Genomic DNA, 19,914 nt, shown 5'->3' on the forward strand with positions numbered 1-19,914 from the left:
TGAGTCATGGACGACTGTCCGGATAACGGCAAACATAGGGCATTGCCGTGGGGGTGTCTAAACGAAAGAGTGACCGCGAGTAGCAGCTAACTTTTGGCGAATTACGCGCTCGATGTAGGTAATTTTCCGGCGTTGAGACGCCGGTCACAGATAGCCGAAAGCCCGGCGTCGGAGCTACGGAGTCCGAGGCCGGGCTTTCGAAAGTCGAATCAATCGACTGCGGCGGCTATCAGCGGCCGAAGGAACCGGTCCACAAGGTGTCGATGATGCCGTGGAAAGCGGCCGAGCCGGTGCTCAGGAGGCCGTTCAGGGCAGCGGAACCGGTGTCGATGATAACGGGGATCATGAAATTACCTCTTCGTGTTTTCAGGCGAGCAATCTGACATGGAGCGTATCGGGCGGGTTTCGGAGCCTGTTACGGGGATTAACGCGATGTGACCGGCGTCACGTATCAGTAATTCTGTGGCCGCGTTCATATAGGTGTCGAATTCCCGCCATATAACGTGCCGATCACGCCCCTAATTCTGGGGGCTTATCGCGCGAAAAACCCTTGGACCAGCGAGATCTGGGGCACTACCGTCGGCTCCCATGACCCTGCGCTCGATCCCCGCCTCCATGGACCCGGCGGTGGTCGCCACGATCGACGGCGAACTGGACCGGATCGTGCGCGAACACCGCGTCGACGTGCTGCTCGCCATCGAAAGCGGCAGTCGCGCCTGGGGTTTCCCGTCCCCCGACTCGGACTATGACTGCAGGTTCGTCTATCTGCGCCCGCTGGACGACTACCTGACGCCGTGGCCGGGCCGTGATGTCATCGAGACCCCGCTGATCGGTCTGCTCGACGTCAACGGGTGGGACCTGCTCAAGGCGCTGCGGCTGCTGGTCAACGGCAACGCGGTGCTGATCGAATGGCTGATGTCGCCCATCGTCTATCGAGGTGACCCGCAATTCCGGGACGAATTGCGGACGCTCGCCGACGAAGTCGCCGACCGCGACCGGGTGGCCCGGCACTATCTCCACCTGGGCCGCCGCCAATGGCAGCTGTTCGACTCGAATCGGTCTTTGAAGAAGGTGTTCTATTCACTGCGTCCGGCCATGGCATTGCGATGGCTGCACGAACACCCCGACAAAGCGGTGGCGCCGATGCATTTGCCGACGCTGCTCGCCGAATGCGACCTGCGGAACGATTTCGTGGCGTCCGTAGCGGAATTGACGGAATTGAAATCTCGAACTCGGGAAATGAGTTCCGGTGAAGTACCCACACCGATAGCGGAATTCGTCTCCGCCGAGTTCGAGCGGGCCGCAGTGGAATTCGTGAAATCCGACCCGGCCCAGCGGCAACATGCACAGGCTCTATCAACCGAATTCTTCCGCCGCCGCCTGCGCGGCTGAAAGAATCCATCGAGCATCGGCCCGTGAAAGCGGCCTGCCCGGCGTGGATCAACCACGCCGGGCAGGCCGACTACGAATCGCGAGGGTGCGGCTAGCGGTGGGCTCCGGCGGTGACCCACACGGCCACGGCCTCCGGCCCCTGCTTGGTGGCCCGCGCCTCGAACTCCACCCGCTGCCCCTCGGCCAGCGACCGGAACCCCTCCCCCGCCACCGCGGTGTACTCCACGAACACGTCGGCCCCACCCTCATCAGGGCTCAGAAACCCGAACCCCTTCTCACTGTCGAACCACTTCACCGTGCCGTGCGCCATTACCCGACCTTCTCGACCGTTCCGATTACCTTCACGTCCCCGCACGTGCCGCGGTCCATGGTGTCACGCCCCGCACGCCGCCCGGTCAGCCACCCGGACCGGCCGCGGCCGCACCCGCGACCGCCACGGCCCCGATGACTCACACATGTATCGAATAACCACTCCCCCGCGCATCACTCACCGAGCTCGCTCGGAGATCCACCACCACGCCCGTCGTGCGACATGCGGGATGGGCTCGGGGGTGCCTGATTCGAGGTGTTGGGTGGGCACAGGGTGGGATGGTGAGGCGGATGCCCGGGCCGTCCCTTCCTCCGGCCCGGGCACCGCGTCCCCGCATCTCGCAGTCGCGTCTCGGGCTGCGCCCTCGAGGCCCGGCGCGGGTTCTGCGGCGCGGGTGGTCACCGCTCAGCCGGCGCGCATGGTGCGGCCCTCCTCGTCGGGGGTGTCGGATCCGCGCATGGCGTAGACGCGTTCGAGGAAGTCGCGGTGGGCGCGGAGGGTGGAGTCGAGGAGTTCGCGCCAGGTGCGGCGGTCCACTCGCTGGTCGCTGACCAGGGAGGAGAGGGATGCCGGGCCCAGCTTGTCGATGTGGTCGACGATGAAAGTGAGACGGCGGCGGGGGAATTGGGCGCCGATGCGGGGGTTCTCCTCGAGGAAGTGGTCGAGTTCGTAGAGGTAGTTGACGGCGCGGTTGTACTCCTCATCGGTGAGGTGGTAGTCCATGCGCTTGATCTCGACGATCCACAGTTCGCCGGAATCGTGCAGCAGGACGAAGTCGGGTTCGCGCTTCGGGCTGCCGATGGTGGTGGTGACCAGCGGTGTGCCGAATTTGTGTGCGTACCAGCGCTCGAAGCTGGCGCGCACGCGCTTGAGGGATTCGTTCATGCCCAGCGGCGTCCACTCGGGAGCGAGCAGCCAGGGGGCGGATTCGATCAGCTCCTGGAAGGGGCGTTCCAGGGAGCGGCGGTCGTCGATGAGCGTGCGCAGCCGGTCCACCACGGCGACGCGCTCGCTGGCGATCTGGCCCAGCGAGTAGATCTCGGCCACCCGCGCCCGCTCGAACAGCGCCACCACGACGTCCAATTCGGGATCGCCCTCCTCCTCGGCGATCTCCTTGAGGGTGTCGAGCAGGCTGCGCTGCGGGCCCAGCGACAGCGCCAGGCGCAGCATGTTCTGGATGTGCGCCGGATCGTCCAGGGAGGCACGGTCCTTGTGCGCCACCAGGATTCGCGCGGCGTCGAGCACCGAGTCGCGGAACAGGCGGTCGCCGGGGGCGATGGCGTCGAGAGTCTCGTGGATGCGGGAGCGTTCCACGAACTCCTCCCAGACCCGGCGGCGAATGGATTTCTCGCCGAGCCGGCCGATCTCCTTGATCAGCGCCCGGCCCCACTGGGCGAGGGCCTCGCCGCGCGGGGAATTCCAGATGATGTCCTGACGGTCGGAGCGGACCAGGTCGTCGTCATCGTCGAGCCAGTCCACATTGATCGCACCGACCAGGTAGGAGCGCAGTTTGAATTCGCCGGTGAATCCGGCGGAGATGCCGAAATCCCTTGTCTGCGCGACGATCTTGCCGCGGGCGTAGATGCGGACACCGGCCATCGCCTCATCGCGGTACGGCTGCTTCGAGTAGGCGATCCAGCCGGTCACCGGCAGGAACTGCCGCCCGAACCGCACCGGCACCCGGCCGACGTCGACGCGGGTCTCCTCCATGACGTCGATGGGCAGCTGGCTGAGGATGAAGCTCTCCTGCCCGATGGCATTGCGCACCTCGACCCGCCAGTCGGTGCGCTCGATGCCGAAGCGCGAGGCCAGCTGCCGGTTCAGCTCCGTGCCCGTATTGACCCTTTTGCGAAAGAAATTGCGCAGGATGATGGTGGTGCCGCGCTTGGCCGTGAAGCTGCCGTCCAGGCGGCCGGGGCGCGGGAAGTAGTCGCTCTCGGTGTCGGAGAGCATGTCATCGAGATCCATGATGATGTGAGAGACGTTCCAGCCCAACGCTGTTCGGTCCTCGTCCCGGCTGCCCGCCGTGATCACCTCGATGGTGCGGCAGATGCCGAAGGCGGCGAGCTTGCCGATCCCCTTGCGCCCCATGACCGGCCGCCGCCGCTCCCGGGACAGATCGGAGCCGGTGCGCACCCGCCGATCCGAGCCCACCATCAGATAGTGCTCGTTGATCTCCGCCGCCGTCATCCCGTGACCGTTGTCGGAGACGACGATCTCGTACGCGGGTTCGTCTGCGGCCCTGACGGTTCCGGCCAGCATCGCACCCCAGGGCAAAGTGACCTCGACCTCGGTGGCGTCCGCATCGTAGGAATTTGCGATCAGTTCGGCCAGTACCGCCGACACCCGGTCATACAGCCGGATGCCGAGCTTGTCGATCGCCAACCGGCTGATCCGCATCGTGTACTTGTGGTCTTCGCGATCGTGCGCGGCCACATGCACCTCGTTGTACATGGTGGGCCCCCAATTGCCCTACGGGTAGCCGTCGTTCAGCTACCTCTGAATTCGATGCAACGCCGATTGATTAACAACGGGCTGAACATTTACCCACCGGTTCGTCACGGTGTGATTCCAGGATTCACCGACCGATAGCCCAAGGCAACGGCAAGGTCTCGGTTACCTCCGCGAGACCGCATGGGGCCCACGAAGAGCGGCCGCACGACCCGTTCCTCACGATCCGCTAATGATGGGGTGGGCACTATGCGGGTATGACGACCGCTCTTGCCGTGCCCGCACGCCCGCCCGCGACCGCATCCCGGATCGCGGCCATCGACGCCGCTCGCGGGCTCGCCGTGCTGGGCATGATCACCGTGCACGTCGGTGTGCTGCGGGATCCTTCGTGGACCGACCCGGGGAGCTGGCTGGGGGTGGCGGCGGGGCGGTCGTCGATTCTGTTCGCGACGCTGGCCGGGGTGTCCATCGCGCTGCTGAGCGGGCGGCGGCAGCCGCCGACCGGGGCGGAGTTGGTTTCGGTGCGATTGCGGATCCTGGTGCGCGCCTTGGTTTTGTTCGCGCTGGGCGGGCTGCTGACCGCGCTGGGGAGCGGGATCTCGGTGATTTTGCAGACCTACGCGCTGCTGTTCGCGTGCTGCCTGCCGTTTCTGCGATGGCAGCCGCGGCGGCTGCTGCTCCTGGCGGCGGGCTGGGCGGTGATCGCGCCGCCCCTGACGGCGGCCCTGGGGCAGCTGGTGTCATCGAGCTGCGAGGGCGCGGACGTCTGTTTCGGTGCGCAGGTGACTGATCTGGCGATCACCGGCGATTATCCGGGGCTGGTGTGGATGACCTTCGCGCTCACCGGACTTGCGCTGGGTCGCTGCGACCTGACCGCGACGGCGACCCGGATGCGGCTGGTCGCGGCAGGAGTACCGCTCATGGTCCTCGGATACGGCGGGGCGTGGCTACTGGGGCGCTTCGGCTCACTCGAATCGGCCGAATACCCCCAATTGCTCACGGCTGAACCGCATTCCGGATCCACCTTCGAGATCGCAGGCTCATTGGGGTTCGCGCTTACGATGATCGGCGTGCTGCTGTTCACCATGAACCTGCTGCACCCCTTGCTGTTTCCCGTCATGGCCGTCGGAACCCTGCCATTGACGGTGTATTCCGCGCACATCATCGCGGTACGCCTGCTCGGCGACGCGGTACCGGATGCAATCGTGCTGGCCGTCTTCCTGACGATCACGCTCGCGGCCTCGACGATATGGGCGCTCGTCGTCGGCCGCGGCCCGCTCGAGCGCGCCGTGTCATGGCTGTGCGACCGCGCCACCGACCGGCGAGGCGCGGTCGCCACCGCCTGAAAGCCACGCGCAATCCACCGCCGAACCGAACCACAACCGCGCGAGACTGCATGGACGAGCCCGGAGTCGGCCGCGATTTCGTGGTGCGCGCTGCCCGGTGGGGACGACATGCGGAAAGGGATCCGGCCCTCGGGGCGTGGCCATGCGCGCCGACCGGCGGCTGGTCGGTCGGCCTCCCCGGGCCAGACCGAGGTCGTCGGCCGCGGATCGCTGGAGCGTGGGTGTCGTGAATTCGCGCTCGCGCGACCCAAGACGCGCTGCGGTCGCCGCCCGGTGACGGTCCGAAGCGACGCGAGCTCGGGCTGAGAATGTCGAGGCCGACAGCGCTGATCGGTGACAGTTGGGTTGGATCCGGGCAGAATGCGGGTCGGCGCGGGGTGATACCCGCCAGCATGCGAGACAAGGGGAACCCGGTGCCCAGTGATCAGACAATTGCCGCACGTCAGCGATTCTTCGGCGAGGATGCGGTGGATCCGGTCAGCGGGGCGGTGCGGGATGATCAGGTGCTGGTGTCCTGGTTCGGGTGTGCGAGTTTCGCGGTGGCCATGGGTGGGGTGGTGTTCCTGCTCGACGCGTGGGTGCCGCGCGGGGCGACTTCCGGATATGTGCCGACCACGCCCGCGGAGGTCGCGGCACTGGAGCCGGTGGCGATCTTCATCGGGCACGGGCATTTCGATCACGCCGCCGATGCCGGGGCGATCGCGCGGGACAGCGGGGCGGTGGTGCACGGGACCGCGGAGCATTGCGCGACGGCGCGGAAGCAGGTGAGTGGCGTCGAATTGTCTTGCAAGGAACTCGGTTCCAGCAGTTCCGCTCCCGGTGAGCGCCACGATTTCGACCTCGCTCCGGGACTGTCGGTGACCGCGATCCGGCATATCCACTCCGCGCGCACGCCCCGGCACGAAGGGCACGACGCCTCGACCCCCGTGCGGCCCAGGCCGTGTCTGTGCGATATCCGCACGTACCCGCCGAGTCTGGCCGATGCCCGGCATCTGGCACGCAATCTCACCGCGCCGGAGGGCGGGGTGTTGCTGTACCAGTTCCGGCTGGGCGAGTTCGTGCTGACCTGGCACGACTCCTCCGGCCCGCTGCTGGACAAGGCTCCGGCGGTGCTGGACGTGCTGCGGGAGCTGCCCGCCTCGGACGTGCACATCGGTGCGGTGCAGGGCTTCAACCAGTTCACCAATGGGCTGCGGGATCCGCGCAGCTATGTCGAGGCGCTGCGGCCGAAGGTGTTCGTGCCCAACCACCATGACAACTGGCTGCCCGTGATGACCGCGCGCGGTGAGGCGTTCCGCTCGCCCGTGCACGACGAGCTCGCCCGGATCCCCGCGGCCGAGCGGCCGGAGATCCGGATGCTGATCGACCGCGACGATTACCTCGCGCCGGGTCGGCTGGCCTTCGACATCGCGAAACACTGAGCGCCGCAGGCTGATTCGGCGGTCAGGCCGTCATGCCCGGCCCGACCTCCGGCGCCACGTCGCGGGCGGTGAGTTCCTTTCCACACGAATCGCATTCGAGCTGAACGTGGGCCTCGCCTGGGCAGTCGCGGTGGCGGTAGTACACCGGCGGGCCGTCGGGAGCCATGTATTCGTCGCCCCAGTCCCGGAAGGCCATGAGGATCGGGTACACGTCGTGCCCCTTGGCGGTGAGCCGGTATTCCTCGTAGGTGCCGGTCTCCGTCGGCTGCTTGGTCAGTATCTGGTGCTCGACCAGGCGATCGAGGCGGTCCTGCAGCCGCCCTTTGGAGATCCCCAGGTACGCCTGAAAACCGTTGAAGCGGCGCACTCCCGAGAAGGCCGCCTTCAGGATCAGCAGCGTCCATCGGTCGCCGAAGACGACCAGTGCCCGCGTGATGGAGCACGGTTCGTCGGACAGTTCCTCGTACCGCATCTTCCAATCCTAACCATCTGGTCCTAATATGAGACCAGTTTGGAATCGGTCTCGAAATGGGACCACATTCGGAGGGGTGACACATGTCCGATCGCTATGCCGCACTGGAATCACTGCTGGCCGACCGCTATACCTGCCGGGCCTTCCGCCCGGATCCGGTCCCGCGCACGGACATCGAGGCGATCCTGCGGCTGGCGCAGCGCACGCCGTCCTGGTGCAACACCCAGCCGTGGCAGGTGGCGATCACCGAGGATCCGGCGGCGACCGATCGGTTCCGCAAGGCGTTGCTGGATCACCTGGGTGGCGCGACCATCGCGACGGACATCCCGTTCCCGGCCGCCTATGAAGGCGTCTACCGGGACCGTCGGCGTGAATGCGGCGGGGCGCTCTACACGGCTGTCGGTGTCGCCCGCGAGGACAAGGCCGGTGCGTTTCGCCAAACCATGCGCAATTTCGAGCTTTTCGACGCACCGCACGTCGCGATCCTCACCACGGAGGCGGATCTGGGGACCTACGGCGCGGTCGATTGCGGGCTGTATCTGACGTCGTTCCTGCTGGCGGCGCAGAGCCTCGGGGTGGCGACGGCGCCGCAGGCCGCGCTGGCGACCTACTCGCCGTTCCTGCGCGAATACTTCGGTCTGCCCGCGAATCGTCAGGTGATCGCCGGTGTGTCGTTCGGGTATCCCGAAACCGAGCACGCCGCCAACAGTTTCCGGACCACCCGGGCCGAGCTCGATCAGGTGGTCACCTGGCATTCGTGAGGTTCAGCGGAATCGGAGAACCATTGTGATGCTGGTGGTTCCGGCGATATTGGTCATCTCGGAGTCCTCGATGTCGACGAAGCCGAGGCGTCGGTAGAGCCGATACGCCGGATTCCCCTGTCGCACACTCAAACAGACGGCGTCGTACTTATCGCGAGCGGCGTCGAGCAGGGCGGTCATCAGGGCCGTACCGAGCCCGGTGCCGCGACTCTCGGGCGCGACACCGATTGCCAGTTCCGGAGTGTCGGCGTCGATGTAGCCGTAGGCCGGATCCTCCGGGCTGAACAGCCGCAGCCACGCGGCGCCCAGCGGGACACCGTCGAATCCGCCGACCACACCGAGATCACCCGGAGCTCCCCAACCTTCGACGTAATGCGCGAGTTTGGGGACGTCGCCCAACTGGTCGGGGGATTCGATCCCGTTCTCGTGGGCGTAGGACGCCTCGTAGAGCATCGCCCAGAGGAGCTTCTCGTCGGCGGCCTCGGCAGATCTGACGAACATGTCGCTCAGCCGATCACGAATTCCGCCGATGTTCCAGTGAATTCATTGACGGTTCCGGCGGCGTCGCGGCTGTTACCGGTGTAGCTGATGCGGTAGCGTCCCGAGGCATTGTCCGGGACCGTCCACTGGATGCGAATGGTCGAGGCGGCCGGCTGGCCGTCCGGGCGGGACCAGTGCAGTTCGGTGCACCAGTCGTTGTCGTCGTAGACGCGCCGCCAGCCGCCGCCGGAGGACTGCTGAATCTCGAAGTAGGTGCCGTCGAGGCGGAAGTCGTTGTTGGGGTGGGCGCCCACGAATTCCACCGAAACCGTCTGTCCCGCCGCGTAGTTCGCATCCGGCTGGGTGAGCACATCGCCGAAGGCACGCCCGGCATGAGGCACGTCCGCGGGAACGGCAGGCAGGAAGTTCGGCTGCAGCCCGAAGTTCCAGTCCAAGGGTGCGGGCCCACGCCCGAGATCCACCCGCGCCGCCAAAGCCTTTGCCAGCCGGTCGAATTCCTGCATGTGCGCCGACAATGTCCAACGGCCGTAAAGGGTTTCGCCACCCTCGTACTGCTGGACCGCGTACTCCTCGGGCGTGGTCACATAGCCGTTGTATCCATTGGAGTACCCCTGCACCAGGACATTCTCGATCGGTACATTGAGCGCCCGCGACACGATCCGCCGAATCCGCAGCCCCGACACCACCGTGTACTCCGACGGCCCCGACGCCAACACCAGATCCCCGATCCGCATCAACTGCAGCGCCACCACCTGCGGCACCCACGGCCGCGGCGGCAACACCCCCAGCGGAGCCAGAATCAGCTTGGGCGCCTGCACATCCCGCATCCAGTCCTCGATCGGCGAGTTCAACCCGCCGAGCGCGGCCACCATCGGATTGGAGTCGCCTTCCTGCAGGAACGACAGCTGCGAGTTCCAGTTGTCCTCGGTACTGGTCGCCATGGCCGCCGCACCCATCATGGCCGGCGAGGTCCGAGCAGGCTTGCCATCCGGCGTGTAATCGCCATCGATAGCGGTATCGGCCAGATTCACGTAGTGCACCACCGAGTCCACCCCGGCACTACTCATCGGCGTCGCGGCATCGAAAGCCTTTCGCCCCGCCTGATATTGGCGCTCACCGATCAACGCACAGTTCGTCCGATTGTCCTCGGTCGGCCCCGACGGATGCATCGGCCGAATCCAGAGATTCGGCGTCATATCGCCGGGATTGGTCTGCGGAAACGCGGCCACGAACGACGGCGGCCCATCCAGATGCCGCACCCCCATCTCGTCATGCTCCCAGCGGTAGCTGGCGTACCCCTTGTTGTCCGCGGAGATGAGAGTGTTCCGATCGGTCAGCGAGGTGCCATGCGTAGCGAACCATGTGATCGCCCCAACATCCCTGCCCCCCTTACTGAATCGCAACACCGTGACCTTCGGGTCAATGGCATCCGGAAACGCAGCCTTGTCCTCCCCCGGATTCGCCTCGAACGCCACCCGCGACCGGTTCGCACTGGCATCGTGCAACTCCCCATGCCCAAGCCTGATGCTCCCCGGCCCGAGGTTCTCATGCGCATTGACGATCGCCTTGACGATCCCGCCCACCTCGCCGTCATAAGAATTCTGCTGAAACCCCATGGCCGCAAGCGAATACGCATACTCCCGCGCGGTGCCGCCACACGAGTTGTGGTTGTGCGTGGCGTTGATGTTGACGTTTCGCTCGGTGTACAAACCCCCGAACCGCTGCTGCAGCTGCTGCATCACAACCAGATGTACCGACTGGAACAGGCAAGCATTGTCGGTGTTCACGAACGCGACGCGATCGCCCGTAGCCTGATCCACCACGATGTAGGCGCGCGCATAGCAACGCGACAACAACCCCGTGGTGACCTGATCAGCCTCCGAGTACCCCATCATCCCCTGCCCCGCCGGAGCCCCGGTGATATCCGCGATCCCCACCCCGACGAGGTAGTCCTGCCCAGCAGCCCGCTGCCGAATGGGTTGCGCCCCAACCCCACTCGCGGCAACCACGGCCCCGGCCCCCACCCCGGAAACCGCAGCCCCAACCAGCACAGCCCGCCGAGACAGTGTCATCGCACCCTCACTTCCACACCGCGACAATGCGACCCAGCCGCACCCGCCAAAGAGTGAACCCGTTCCATTTCAGGTTTTCCGGAACCCTAGTCGGTCACTTGACCAATTTCTACCCACCCGCCCAATCCCGCGCCCGCCACCCTAACGCCCCCACCCACCGCAACTCCGCCACACACGCCGATAATCCCAGCTCACCGGCATTTCCCCCATTCCCCAGCAACCCAATGTGTCAACGAGCCGCAGCCAAAGAGTTTGCACCCCCGAAACGTCACGGACCTCCAATTCAGCCCATTCGACCGCTCTCGAACGCCCCAGCCCACACCGTTTTCCACAGCCGCACAACCATCCACAGCCTCGTCATATCCGCAGTTCGCCCACGCCGCCGCATCCGACCTCTATGACACCCTGGCCGGATGATCCGCACACGCACCGAACTCCTCGCGGAAGGAATCCCACCCAGCACCATCACCGACCGCTGCCGCCGCGGCGTCTACACCCGACCGCTCCCCGGCATCATTTGCCTGGGCGCCCCAACCACCCTCGACCGATGCCGCGCGGTCGTCACCTGGCACCCCCGCGCCGTCCTCAGCCACCGCACCGCCGCGTGGCTGCACGGCTTCCTCCCCGATGAGCCGGCCCAAGTGGAAGCAACCATCCCCCGAAACGCCGCCCGCACCACCCCGCCCTGGCTGGAACTCCACCGCCGCCAACTCCGCCCCGAATGGATCGACGAACGCTACGACCTCCCCGTCACGAGTGCTGCCTTGACCGTATTCGACTGCGCCACGATCCTTCCCGAGCGGGAAGCCAACACCCTGATCGACCTTCATGTGGGCAAACAAGTATCCGGCCAAGCTCTCCTGGACCTGTGCGATTCCGGACTGCACGGCTCCACCGCCATTCGCAAACAACTCCGCGAGGCAGCCACCCGGGCAGTCTCCGAACCGGAACGCCTCTTCGCCCGAGCCCTCGCCCGCCGAGGCCTCCACCTGCTCTGCAACCACCCGATCGGCCCCTACATCGTCGACTTCGTCGACGAACGATCCCGCACCATCATCGAGATCGACGGCCGCGAATTCCACAGCGACTCAGAAACATTCCGCCAAGACCGACGCCGCCAGAACGCCCTCCTCCTCAGCGGCTACCTGCTCCTGCGCTACGCAGCCAGCGACATCTACCAATCCCTCGACCGTTGTGCAGACGAAGCCGCCGCGGTGATCCGACGCCGCCGGCGCTAAAACTGGCTAGATCCCGCAACTTCCCACCCGATAGCCCGCATTCGCCCTCAAATCAGCCGTTTGTGCGAGCTACAGCCAGTCACCCCAACCTGGTCTCAGCATCCAGCGCAACAAGTCTCGCCCGCACCAACTCCGGCCGCTCATCAACAATGAAATGCCCACACCCCTCCACCAACTCCACCGTGTAATCATCCGCCCGAGCCGTCTCCGCCGCCGCCATCGAGTAATGAATAGCCGGATCCTCCACCCCAAACACCGCCCTGATCGGCACCGTCCCCCGCCGCACCTCCGGCCTCCGCACCGCCCCCGGAATCTCCCTCAACAAGAACGTCCGATACGTATCGGTAGCAGCCCGAGCCACCACCGGATCCCGAAACCGCTCGGAATACACCAGAGCCGTCTCCCGATCCATTCGACTACTCTTCGCGAACAGCCACTCCAGGTACGGAGTCCGCCGCAACACCGGCACCCCCACACTCGCCATCAACGGCTGATAAGCCAACATCCGCCAAACATGCCGCCCCACAACCTCTTTCGGCACCCAAGGATGCGCCATATTCAACGCCAGATACCCCGAGAACCTCCCCGGCTCCCGCAAGATCATCCGATACCCGATAAACCCACCCCAGTCATGCCCAACCAGCAACACATCCTCACCAAGCCCCATCACATCCATCAACGCCAACAGATCCGAAGCCACATCCTCCTTCGCCCACCGGTGCGATGCCGCCCCCGACCACCCGTACCCCGGCAGATCCGGCGCAATAATCCGCAGCCCCTCAGGCGGATTCGCCAACAGTTCCCGATAGACGTAGTGATGCTGCGGCCACCCGTGCAGAAGCAGAACCGGTCGCCCCTCCCCTGCTTCGGTCACATGGAACCGAACCCCGCGAGCCTCGACGTAACTGCGCCGGACATTCGCAATAACGGGCACAACCTGATCCGCAGCCATAGCCCACGCTAACCCCTCCCGATCACCTTTTACTCCGATACCGGCCGACGCATCCAATCCGACGTCAACTCTCGTGGTACCGGCTGAACATCTGAACCCGAACACGAGCTCGCCCCATCTAGATCCGTCCCATCTCCGCGCGGTGTCCGCCCCGCCGTGAACGACATCGTCCGCTCAGCAGCACAGGAAAACGGCGACAGAAGTTCGCCTGACAGCACCAGCCCTCCCCTGAGGAGGAAATTAATCAGAACCTCGAGTTGGATGCGCCGCATTCCGATCATTGGGTAATCCTCAGGTCCGCCGGATCAAATGCCACGCAATCGAACTGCCATCCCGCCCTATCTGCGAAGGATCCCTGTCGAACCCGCCACAGCACACCCGGCAATCCCCGCCGACTCAGGCCACGAAGAGAAGTCAATCCAAAGAATTTCCTGTATCGCTCCGCTGCGTACTCGGAAAGGCCGGAAAGGCGGGCCCTCCGCGACCAACACCCCACTCACGACTCACTCGGCAGGATACTGGAGCGGACCACGAACACCGATAAGAATAAAAAAGCGAGGTATTACCCGACGGAGGAGTTAGCGATCCAGAAACTCTTCAATAATTTCTCTAATAGCCAGAATGTCTGGATTATTCTTCGGAATTTCTGCGATAGATTGCTCCTGGTAGATAAACTGCTCGTCGCCGGTTACAGATTCAGATTCAAGTCGACCAAGACGCTCTTTGGCACGCTTATTCCACCAGTTCTTGCCGTCTCCGACATTGCTTGCGTCTGAATCTACAACTCCGGCAAGCCAGGCGTCAGGCACGTCCCCGGGAAGGTATCTAACATACTTCCTGCCAAATTCAATGATGGCCCTAATGGATTCACTTGTAGGACCACCAGTGTTAGCCGGTATGTGATTAATCTTTGCGAGCATAACATACTCTGCCCACTTCTTTAGATCACAGTCGGGAATAGACTCAATCGGAGGCGGCAGGTCTCTCCGCTGATCGCCATCGAGCAGTATCAGCACATCGTCTCGATCTTCGGCCGCCCATTGAGGAAGAGACTTTGCACGTAGGGTGCTATGTCCACCTGGCTGCACTTTGACGTCTACCGAACGGAGTCGATGTTCACCATCCTGCCGAAGCGCATGAAGGACGATGGCCTTCGCAAGGCGATCTTCCACAAAGATAGTTTTCCGCTGCACATCATACTCAAGTGCCGAAAACGCTTCTGGCGGATATGATCGTTGCGATCTCAACGTAATTTTTCCGTCACCGACACGACGATCGAGCACCTTGATCGCATCGGGCGGGAGCGTGTTTACGATCGTTGGCGAATGTGTCGCAATAACGATCTGCAGCCTCTTCTTCTTTGCACTATCGACAAGAAACTCCATAAGTCGATACTGGGCGCCAGGATGCAGTGACACCTCCGGCTCATCGAGAAGGACAAGCGAATTCTCGAGACATTCACTAATAAATGTCACGAGTCTTATTACAGCAAACTCACCACTACCAGCCCACGCTTCGGTATAACCAAAGTGTTCAGTAGACATTCTGGCGGTTACGCCCGTAGCACGGAAAACCCTATGATTAACGAAGTCAATTTTAGAATAGTCACGGCCGAGAATTCTACTTACAGCGTCGATCTCCGCTTGATTTAGACTGCGCGGCGGCTGAACAATCAACTGCTTTCCGCCCAGTTTATACGAATCAAGATTGCGATCAAGAATCGTCTTCACATATCTCGACCTATCTGCAAGTATCTCCTTACGCGCCTTGAGTTGATCCTCGTATCTGATCAGCGACCGACCTTGAATGCTGGAATCATTATGATAAAAGAACTTATCAAACGCAGATATCTCCGCCCTAAAGTCGAAGTAGACTACTTCCTTTTCAATTGCCTTCCAGCGAGTTCGAGTTCTATCAGATGGCAGAGGGGACGGCGCCGGAGGCATCTTTGCCATCCCATCACTCACCAACGGCTCATTCGATTCGAAGTAGTCCGGACTGGCGTCCCCGGACGTCGCGTCTCGACGCGCACGCCGAATTTGAACTACCTCCACTACGTCCTGAGCAGATTCCGACCAGCGACCATAGATGAATCGATGGCGCTCATTGGGAGGAATGGCATCGAGGGGCGTACCGAACCAGAAGCGGCCAACGTTCTGCCCCTCAGGACACCCCTGCAATGCACGCAGTATTGACGACTTATTCGTACCATTTGCACCCACGAGAGCGGTGATGGGGTGCAGGAAATCGATTCGGAACCCGGGCTCAAGGTTCCGGAAGTGAGGGAACCTGATGTGCCGAATAACTGGCTCAAACTTCTTCGCAGACCACATCGAAGCGAGCGCACGATGCCCTTCTTCGGACGTAGTGTTCGACACCGTTTTGACTCCCAACGCCATAGGCTCTACACCTCCGAGGGCTCTCCCGAAGGCAGCGAGCCAGTCAACAAGAACCTACTGCAAGGCAGCCATGCTACAACCACGCGCTGCTTATCGCGCACGACTGACCAAACTCGGCCGGGCCTGAGGTATTCGATCGAGCGCGATACCCACGGGCCGTCGTTGGTCAGCAATGTTCGATTACACCTCGATAGGGAGGCGATTCGATGTCAGCCATGTCGCCTTGCCTACCAGCCCATGGTAGAAGTAGCCACCGCCGACGTGCGACATCTTGTGCCAACTTCTCGTGACATCAGCGCGTTTGCCCGATTCAGCTACCGATTCACGATTCCCGCCCTGCGGCTATCATCCGCTAATCGAGGATTCGAAAAGGAGTTCTGACATACAGACCTCAAGATGTCGAACATACGTTCGCTAGATCTAGCGTCCACCTTACCCAGACATGCCAGTGGTGCATGACACGGTCCCCGATACAACCGACTCGAATGCGAGAGGGGTAAATCCAGCTCAGGGGCAGGCGGTAGATCACCGTCGATATCGAACCCCTCGATGTGAAGTGTCAACAGCGCCGAATTTGACCAATTGGCGATCGGCAAGGATAGGCCGCTATCGACTTCACTGCGGAAATGGATCCAGCAAGCCGCGGTCGATCGGCGTGAGGTCGAGAGGATCTCGACAGCGTCGGCCAGAATGATCGGTGAGCAGAAGCGGAAGATCGCCGAGTTCGAGCAGATGCTCGAAATCCACACTGCGGCAACGTTTTCGCGCGAGCTCGTCACGCCCGGCCGCCGATTACCCCGCACCGGCCTTGCCAAGTGGCCAGCGACCTCGGGCGTCAGGCAGGTGGCCCTCGCCGAGCCCATCGACAATCGAAGTCCTTGGACCTAGCCAATGCAACCGACCTAAGCAGACTTCTATGGCATAGAATTTTGCATACGTCTCCAGATTCATATAGGATGATCGGGACGGCCCTGGGGGCGTCGCTAACGAACCATTGGAGTAACTAAATGGACAAACATTTTGACCGAATCAAGGTGGGAAAGCTCACGGTCGACCCGTCGATGGACACCGGGCGTCTCTACATGCAGCGCGAGGAGATCGAGACCTGGACTGCGAAGATCGCTGAGGACTGGGACGCGGAAATGCTTCTCCCGGCCCTGGTTTCGAAGCGGAGCAACGGCCAGTTAGTGATCATCGATGGTCAGCACAGTAATCAGGCGTGCATCCGCAGAGAGGGGCCAGACTTCCTTCGCGACACGATGGTTTACGAAGGACTGACCATCCAGCAGGAGGCGAAGCTCTTCCTTGCCGCGAACAAGCATCGCAAGCCGGTCAGGCCATTCGACAACTTCCGGGTCTCGCTCACAGCGGGTGACCCCATCGCGATTCGCGTCAACGATGAAGTGCAGTCTCTCGGCGATGACCTTCAGGTAGCTGCAGCTCCGAGCACGAACCGTGTCGGTGCGGTCCAGGCGCTGCTGGCAATGGGCAAGACGCCGGGAATGGTTAGCCGAGTGTTGAGAGTGGTCAGCACGGCCTGGGGTCGTGATGCCAGCACCTGGGACAACATTGTCCTGCGGGCGGTGGCCATGGTGCTGGGGTGGCCTGGAAACTGGGAACTCGTAGATGACACACGGCTCATCAAGGTACTGAAAAGGGGAGGCTCCCCTACGATCTGGAAGCAGAACTCGGTGCGCACGAGGGCAAGCGGTGGTGGCTCAGCGTCCCGGTCGACGCCAATGGCACTGCAGGTCGTACAGGAATACAACTTGGGCCTCGACCGCGAGAAGATGCTCTTGAGTGGCCGGCCACAGAAGGCATAATTGGACAAACGTGAGCTGGGCAGACGCTGCTGGTGGCAACTGCCCGGCTTCGGCTGTTCCTGGGCCCGGGAACGAGGGGTCTACTATGCCGTCGCTGCATCCAGATCGATGGTGTACGGACGCCCGTACTGGTCGAGCAGTCCCGCGACCTCGTCGGGGTACGGGAGCGGTTCACGCTTCAGCTCAAGCTCCCCAGCCAGTACCGCCGCCCACGTTCCACTGACCACGGCGTCGAGCGAGGCCTCTTCGGGCTTCTCCCCGAATATCGCGGCAGCAAGGATGTGCGCGGCGACGCGCGGTGGAACGGCGTTGCCAACCTGCTGATATTGATCGAGACCGGACCATGGGTAGTCCAGTGGGAAGGTCTGCAACCGCCCTGCCTCCTCCGGTTTCAGCCGATCTTGGTCCTTGCCGCTCGAGACAATTCGATTGCGACGAACCTTGCCGGTTACCGTTGCAGAGGGCTCGTTCGATCCGCGCTGACCACGCAACTTCGGGTCACCCCCAGTCCCGTAGTTCGACACCACGTGGAATTCGTAGGGCCGGTTCGGCAGCGCCTCACTCATCGTCGTCCACGGCAAAAAATCCGGATCACCGTCTTCGCGAGGAACACCCTTTTTGTATCGCCGGTGCGTCGGTTTAGGAAAGTGTGCCGCGCGGTCGCGACACGCAATCAGAATCGCCCGACGTCGGGTCTGCGGAACACCGAATTCCTCGGTATGCACGATCCGAACACGAACCTCATAGCGCAGCTTGCGCAGCTCGGCCGCCATCGCTTCCCACACCGGTAAGACGGTCGGCACCTGTTCCAGAACAATCGTCTCGAACGGGCGCCCCTTGTCGATCGCCGCCAGCGCCCACCGCAATGGCTGTAGTACAAGCCCCGTTCGAACGTCATCGAGCGACTCAAGTTCCGCTTCGATGTCCTCGCCAGCGGCCATCCGTGACATGAAGGAAACAACTTGATCCAACGCTCTTCGCCCAGCTCCAGAACCCGCCACTGAAAAGGTCTGACACGGAGGCCCACCTGTGAGGATCTTCGCGTTCGGGAAGAGATCCAGCATCTCGAGAGTCCGGACGTCAGCCTGTCGCGTGCCGAGCTTCGCCTCGAGGCGAGTCAAACAGGCGTCTCGGTCGGATTCGATACCGACCGTCGTGATCCCTAACCAACTGGCCGCGACGTCCAGACCGCCTGGGCCAGCGAACAAGTCGATCATCTCGACAGACGGCGACGGTTCAGCGTTGTAGAACAAGCACTCTTCCGTCGCTTCGTCGGCCATGTGATCAGATCCTAATCACGCCCGTAGGTTGCCCGATCCTGAACCTCGGGAATGCTGGCCGCGCAGGCGCGTCGCCGTGAGCCGCGCGTGGCTAACAACACAACACGTTGCCTACCGCATCGCTGAAGGCAGATAGGCAAGGACCCGAGCTCCGTACGGTCGACCCGAAGTGGAGCTGAGAACCTCCTTCACAGGAAACCTGCGGTCCTCTCGTGCCGACCTGCCCTACATACGATTTCGAAACCTGTCGGTCACCCCTACTAGAGTCCGGTATACCCGACTCATCCCGACATGACCTTCAGGAAGGCACCCGAGTGACAGAGCTCAGCGCGCCCTCGTTCACCTCGATCGAAATCTGCGCAGGTGCCGGCGGGCAAGCGGTCGGCCTGCATCAGGCGGGCTTCAACCATCTCGCATTGGTCGAGATCGACCAGCATGCGGTCGAGACCCTTCGACTCAATATCGAGGACCACAAGCTATGGGCCTGGGAGAGAAAGTACTGCGACATCATCGCCCGCGATGTCAAGCAGTTCGATCCATACCACGACCTGATCAAAGCCGCTGGTCTCCTGGCTCCGGGGCAACTGGACCTGCTGGCCGGCGGCGTGCCTTGTCCGCCGTTCTCACATGCGGGCAAACAGCTGGGGAAGGACGACGAGCGGGACCTCTTCCCTCGTATGCTCGAACTGGTCGAGATCTTGAGACCGCGTGCCGTGATGATCGAGAACGTGCGCGGGATCATGGATCCGAAGTTCAACGGCTATCGCCGGTGGATCAGAGCCAGACTCGAAGGCGACACCTACTTCGATGACGACAGGCAGATCATCGACGAGGCCGGTCTCGGCTATACCGTGTGCAGTTGGAGCATCCTCGAGGCGAGCGACTTCGGCGTTCCGCAGCTCCGTCCGCGGACTATCCTCGTGGCCTTCCGCAACGATGTCATCGAGCAGGTGCCGTACGTGTCGCCAACAGCGACCCACCAGAGACCAGTCAGCGTCGCCGAGAGTCTAGAAGAATCGATGTACGAGCGGTTCAGCCGCTACTTCGATGGATCCCGCTCGGACCAGGCCCGCGCTGCCTTCATCAGATGGCAACGCAAGGCGAACGAACGCGGTGGTGTCGCACCGACTCTCGTTGGTGGTTCGAAGAAGCATGGCGGGGCGGACCTAGGCCCCAGCAGAGCCAAGGCGGCATGGAGACAACTCGGGGTCGATCCGATGGGGCTGGCGAACGACATCGAGACCTGTGCGGCGAAGCGCACCGAAGAGCGCGATCTATTCCGGCCCGACGGACCCATGCTGACGGTCCAGCAGGCCGCCATTATTCAAGGGTTTCCCCCGGAGTGGCAGTTCGCCGGCGGCAAGACGGCGCAATATCGGCAGGTGGGCAATGCTTTCCCGCCGCCTGTGGCCAGAGCGGTCGGGGGGTCGATCATCAAGGTGTTGGAAGCGAGCCGGGCGGGCGGCCGTCTCGCTAGTTGAGCGGCCGTCCGGTCC

The 19,914-nt window shown here is 63.0% G+C and carries 16 protein-coding genes; 8 read left to right on the top strand and 8 right to left on the bottom strand.

Annotated elements, in window-relative coordinates; all coding sequences use genetic code 11:
* Positions 1 to 588 precede the first annotated feature (588 nt).
* Positions 589 to 1,392: a nucleotidyltransferase domain-containing protein gene (locus tag ON43_RS24575; RefSeq protein ID WP_086008011.1), complete on the top strand. Its 804-nt coding sequence runs from the start codon at positions 589 to 591 to the stop codon at positions 1,390 to 1,392.
* A gap of 91 nt (positions 1,393 to 1,483) precedes the next feature.
* Here ON43_RS24575 and ON43_RS24580 read toward each other — a convergent pair whose 3' ends face one another.
* Both ON43_RS24580 and ON43_RS24585 read right to left on the bottom strand, forming a co-directional pair.
* Positions 1,484 to 1,702, bottom strand: a complete 219-nt coding sequence (locus ON43_RS24580) for a cold-shock protein (RefSeq protein ID WP_040811107.1) — start codon at positions 1,700 to 1,702, stop codon at positions 1,484 to 1,486.
* Positions 1,703 to 2,107: 405 nt separating this feature from the next.
* Complete coding sequence (locus ON43_RS24585; RefSeq protein ID WP_051179112.1) at positions 2,108 to 4,156, bottom strand: ATP-binding protein; 2,049 nt, start codon at positions 4,154 to 4,156, stop codon at positions 2,108 to 2,110.
* Between the two features lie 254 nt (positions 4,157 to 4,410).
* On the opposite strand from ON43_RS24585, the gene ON43_RS24590 reads away from it, so the two are divergent.
* A complete protein-coding gene (locus tag ON43_RS24590; protein WP_051179113.1) occupies positions 4,411 to 5,499 on the top strand; it encodes a heparan-alpha-glucosaminide N-acetyltransferase domain-containing protein in 1,089 nt (362 codons plus the stop codon).
* Between the two features lie 413 nt (positions 5,500 to 5,912).
* Positions 5,913 to 6,920 carry an MBL fold metallo-hydrolase gene (locus ON43_RS24595; protein WP_157514167.1) on the top strand — a complete coding sequence of 336 codons (1,008 nt, stop codon included), beginning with the start codon at positions 5,913 to 5,915 and terminating at the stop codon, positions 6,918 to 6,920.
* Positions 6,921 to 6,942: 22 nt separating this feature from the next.
* On the opposite strand, the gene ON43_RS24600 is transcribed toward ON43_RS24595, so the two are convergent.
* Positions 6,943 to 7,392 (bottom strand): winged helix-turn-helix transcriptional regulator, encoded by a 450-nt coding sequence (locus ON43_RS24600; RefSeq protein ID WP_040811108.1) that lies wholly within the window; start codon positions 7,390 to 7,392, stop codon positions 6,943 to 6,945.
* An 83-nt stretch (positions 7,393 to 7,475) separates the two neighbouring features.
* Between ON43_RS24600 and ON43_RS24605 the strand changes: the two genes are divergently transcribed.
* Complete coding sequence (locus ON43_RS24605) at positions 7,476 to 8,153, top strand: nitroreductase (RefSeq protein WP_040811110.1); 678 nt, start codon at positions 7,476 to 7,478, stop codon at positions 8,151 to 8,153.
* 3 nt (positions 8,154 to 8,156) lie between these two features.
* On the opposite strand, the gene ON43_RS24610 is transcribed toward ON43_RS24605, so the two are convergent.
* Together ON43_RS24610 and ON43_RS24615 are read right to left on the bottom strand one after the other, a co-directional pair.
* A complete protein-coding gene (locus ON43_RS24610) occupies positions 8,157 to 8,654 on the bottom strand; it encodes a GNAT family N-acetyltransferase (RefSeq protein ID WP_051179115.1) in 498 nt (165 codons plus the stop codon).
* 5 nt (positions 8,655 to 8,659) lie between these two features.
* A complete protein-coding gene (locus ON43_RS24615) occupies positions 8,660 to 10,726 on the bottom strand; it encodes a neutral/alkaline ceramidase (RefSeq protein ID WP_040811113.1) in 2,067 nt (688 codons plus the stop codon).
* A 413-nt stretch (positions 10,727 to 11,139) separates the two neighbouring features.
* Here ON43_RS24615 and ON43_RS24620 point away from each other — a divergent pair, with 413 nt between their 5' ends.
* Entirely contained in the window at positions 11,140 to 11,964 is an 825-nt protein-coding gene (locus ON43_RS24620) for a DUF559 domain-containing protein (RefSeq protein ID WP_040811114.1), read from the top strand.
* Between the two features lie 79 nt (positions 11,965 to 12,043).
* Here the strand turns inward: ON43_RS24620 and ON43_RS24625 are convergent, their stop codons facing one another.
* Both ON43_RS24625 and ON43_RS43905 read right to left on the bottom strand, forming a co-directional pair.
* Positions 12,044 to 12,916: an alpha/beta fold hydrolase gene (locus ON43_RS24625; protein WP_040811115.1), complete on the bottom strand. Its 873-nt coding sequence runs from the start codon at positions 12,914 to 12,916 to the stop codon at positions 12,044 to 12,046.
* A 578-nt stretch (positions 12,917 to 13,494) separates the two neighbouring features.
* Entirely contained in the window at positions 13,495 to 15,138 is a 1,644-nt protein-coding gene (locus ON43_RS43905) for an AAA family ATPase (protein ID WP_157514168.1), read from the bottom strand.
* An 867-nt stretch (positions 15,139 to 16,005) separates the two neighbouring features.
* Here ON43_RS43905 and ON43_RS45025 point away from each other — a divergent pair.
* On the top strand, positions 16,006 to 16,203 hold the full coding sequence (locus tag ON43_RS45025) for a hypothetical protein (protein ID WP_157514169.1): 198 nt from the start codon (positions 16,006 to 16,008) through the stop codon (positions 16,201 to 16,203).
* 119 nt (positions 16,204 to 16,322) lie between these two features.
* Positions 16,323 to 17,138, top strand: a complete 816-nt coding sequence (locus ON43_RS24635; protein ID WP_051179117.1) for a DUF6551 family protein — start codon at positions 16,323 to 16,325, stop codon at positions 17,136 to 17,138.
* A gap of 83 nt (positions 17,139 to 17,221) precedes the next feature.
* On the opposite strand, the gene ON43_RS24640 is transcribed toward ON43_RS24635, so the two are convergent.
* Positions 17,222 to 18,418, bottom strand: a complete 1,197-nt coding sequence (locus tag ON43_RS24640) for a DNA cytosine methyltransferase (RefSeq protein WP_063712614.1) — start codon at positions 18,416 to 18,418, stop codon at positions 17,222 to 17,224.
* Between the two features lie 314 nt (positions 18,419 to 18,732).
* On the opposite strand from ON43_RS24640, the gene ON43_RS24645 reads away from it, so the two are divergent.
* Entirely contained in the window at positions 18,733 to 19,899 is a 1,167-nt protein-coding gene (locus ON43_RS24645; RefSeq protein ID WP_040811117.1) for a DNA cytosine methyltransferase, read from the top strand.
* Positions 19,900 to 19,914: the final 15 nt, after the last annotated feature.

The sequence above is a fragment of the Nocardia concava NBRC 100430 genome (assembly GCF_000308815.1).
In the GTDB taxonomy this organism is placed as follows: Bacteria; Actinomycetota; Actinomycetes; order Mycobacteriales; family Mycobacteriaceae; genus Nocardia; species Nocardia concava.

Excerpts from the sequence above, each read along its gene's own strand:
- ON43_RS24575 (WP_086008011.1), top strand. The coding sequence starts at position 589 with ATGACCCTGCGCTCGATCCCCGCCTCCATGGACCCGGCGGTGGTCGCC.
- ON43_RS24580 (WP_040811107.1), bottom strand. The coding sequence starts at position 1,702 with ATGGCGCACGGCACGGTGAAGTGGTTCGACAGTGAGAAGGGGTTCGGG.
- ON43_RS24585 (WP_051179112.1), bottom strand. The coding sequence starts at position 4,156 with ATGTACAACGAGGTGCATGTGGCCGCGCACGATCGCGAAGACCACAAG.
- ON43_RS24590 (WP_051179113.1), top strand. The coding sequence starts at position 4,411 with ATGACGACCGCTCTTGCCGTGCCCGCACGCCCGCCCGCGACCGCATCC.
- ON43_RS24600 (WP_040811108.1), bottom strand. The coding sequence starts at position 7,392 with ATGCGGTACGAGGAACTGTCCGACGAACCGTGCTCCATCACGCGGGCA.
- ON43_RS24605 (WP_040811110.1), top strand. The coding sequence starts at position 7,476 with ATGTCCGATCGCTATGCCGCACTGGAATCACTGCTGGCCGACCGCTAT.
- ON43_RS24610 (WP_051179115.1), bottom strand. The coding sequence starts at position 8,654 with ATGTTCGTCAGATCTGCCGAGGCCGCCGACGAGAAGCTCCTCTGGGCG.
- ON43_RS24615 (WP_040811113.1), bottom strand. The coding sequence starts at position 10,726 with ATGACACTGTCTCGGCGGGCTGTGCTGGTTGGGGCTGCGGTTTCCGGG.
- ON43_RS24620 (WP_040811114.1), top strand. The coding sequence starts at position 11,140 with ATGATCCGCACACGCACCGAACTCCTCGCGGAAGGAATCCCACCCAGC.
- ON43_RS24625 (WP_040811115.1), bottom strand. The coding sequence starts at position 12,916 with ATGGCTGCGGATCAGGTTGTGCCCGTTATTGCGAATGTCCGGCGCAGT.
- ON43_RS45025 (WP_157514169.1), top strand. The coding sequence starts at position 16,006 with ATGATCGGTGAGCAGAAGCGGAAGATCGCCGAGTTCGAGCAGATGCTC.
- ON43_RS24635 (WP_051179117.1), top strand. The coding sequence starts at position 16,323 with ATGGACAAACATTTTGACCGAATCAAGGTGGGAAAGCTCACGGTCGAC.
- ON43_RS24640 (WP_063712614.1), bottom strand. The coding sequence starts at position 18,418 with ATGGCCGACGAAGCGACGGAAGAGTGCTTGTTCTACAACGCTGAACCG.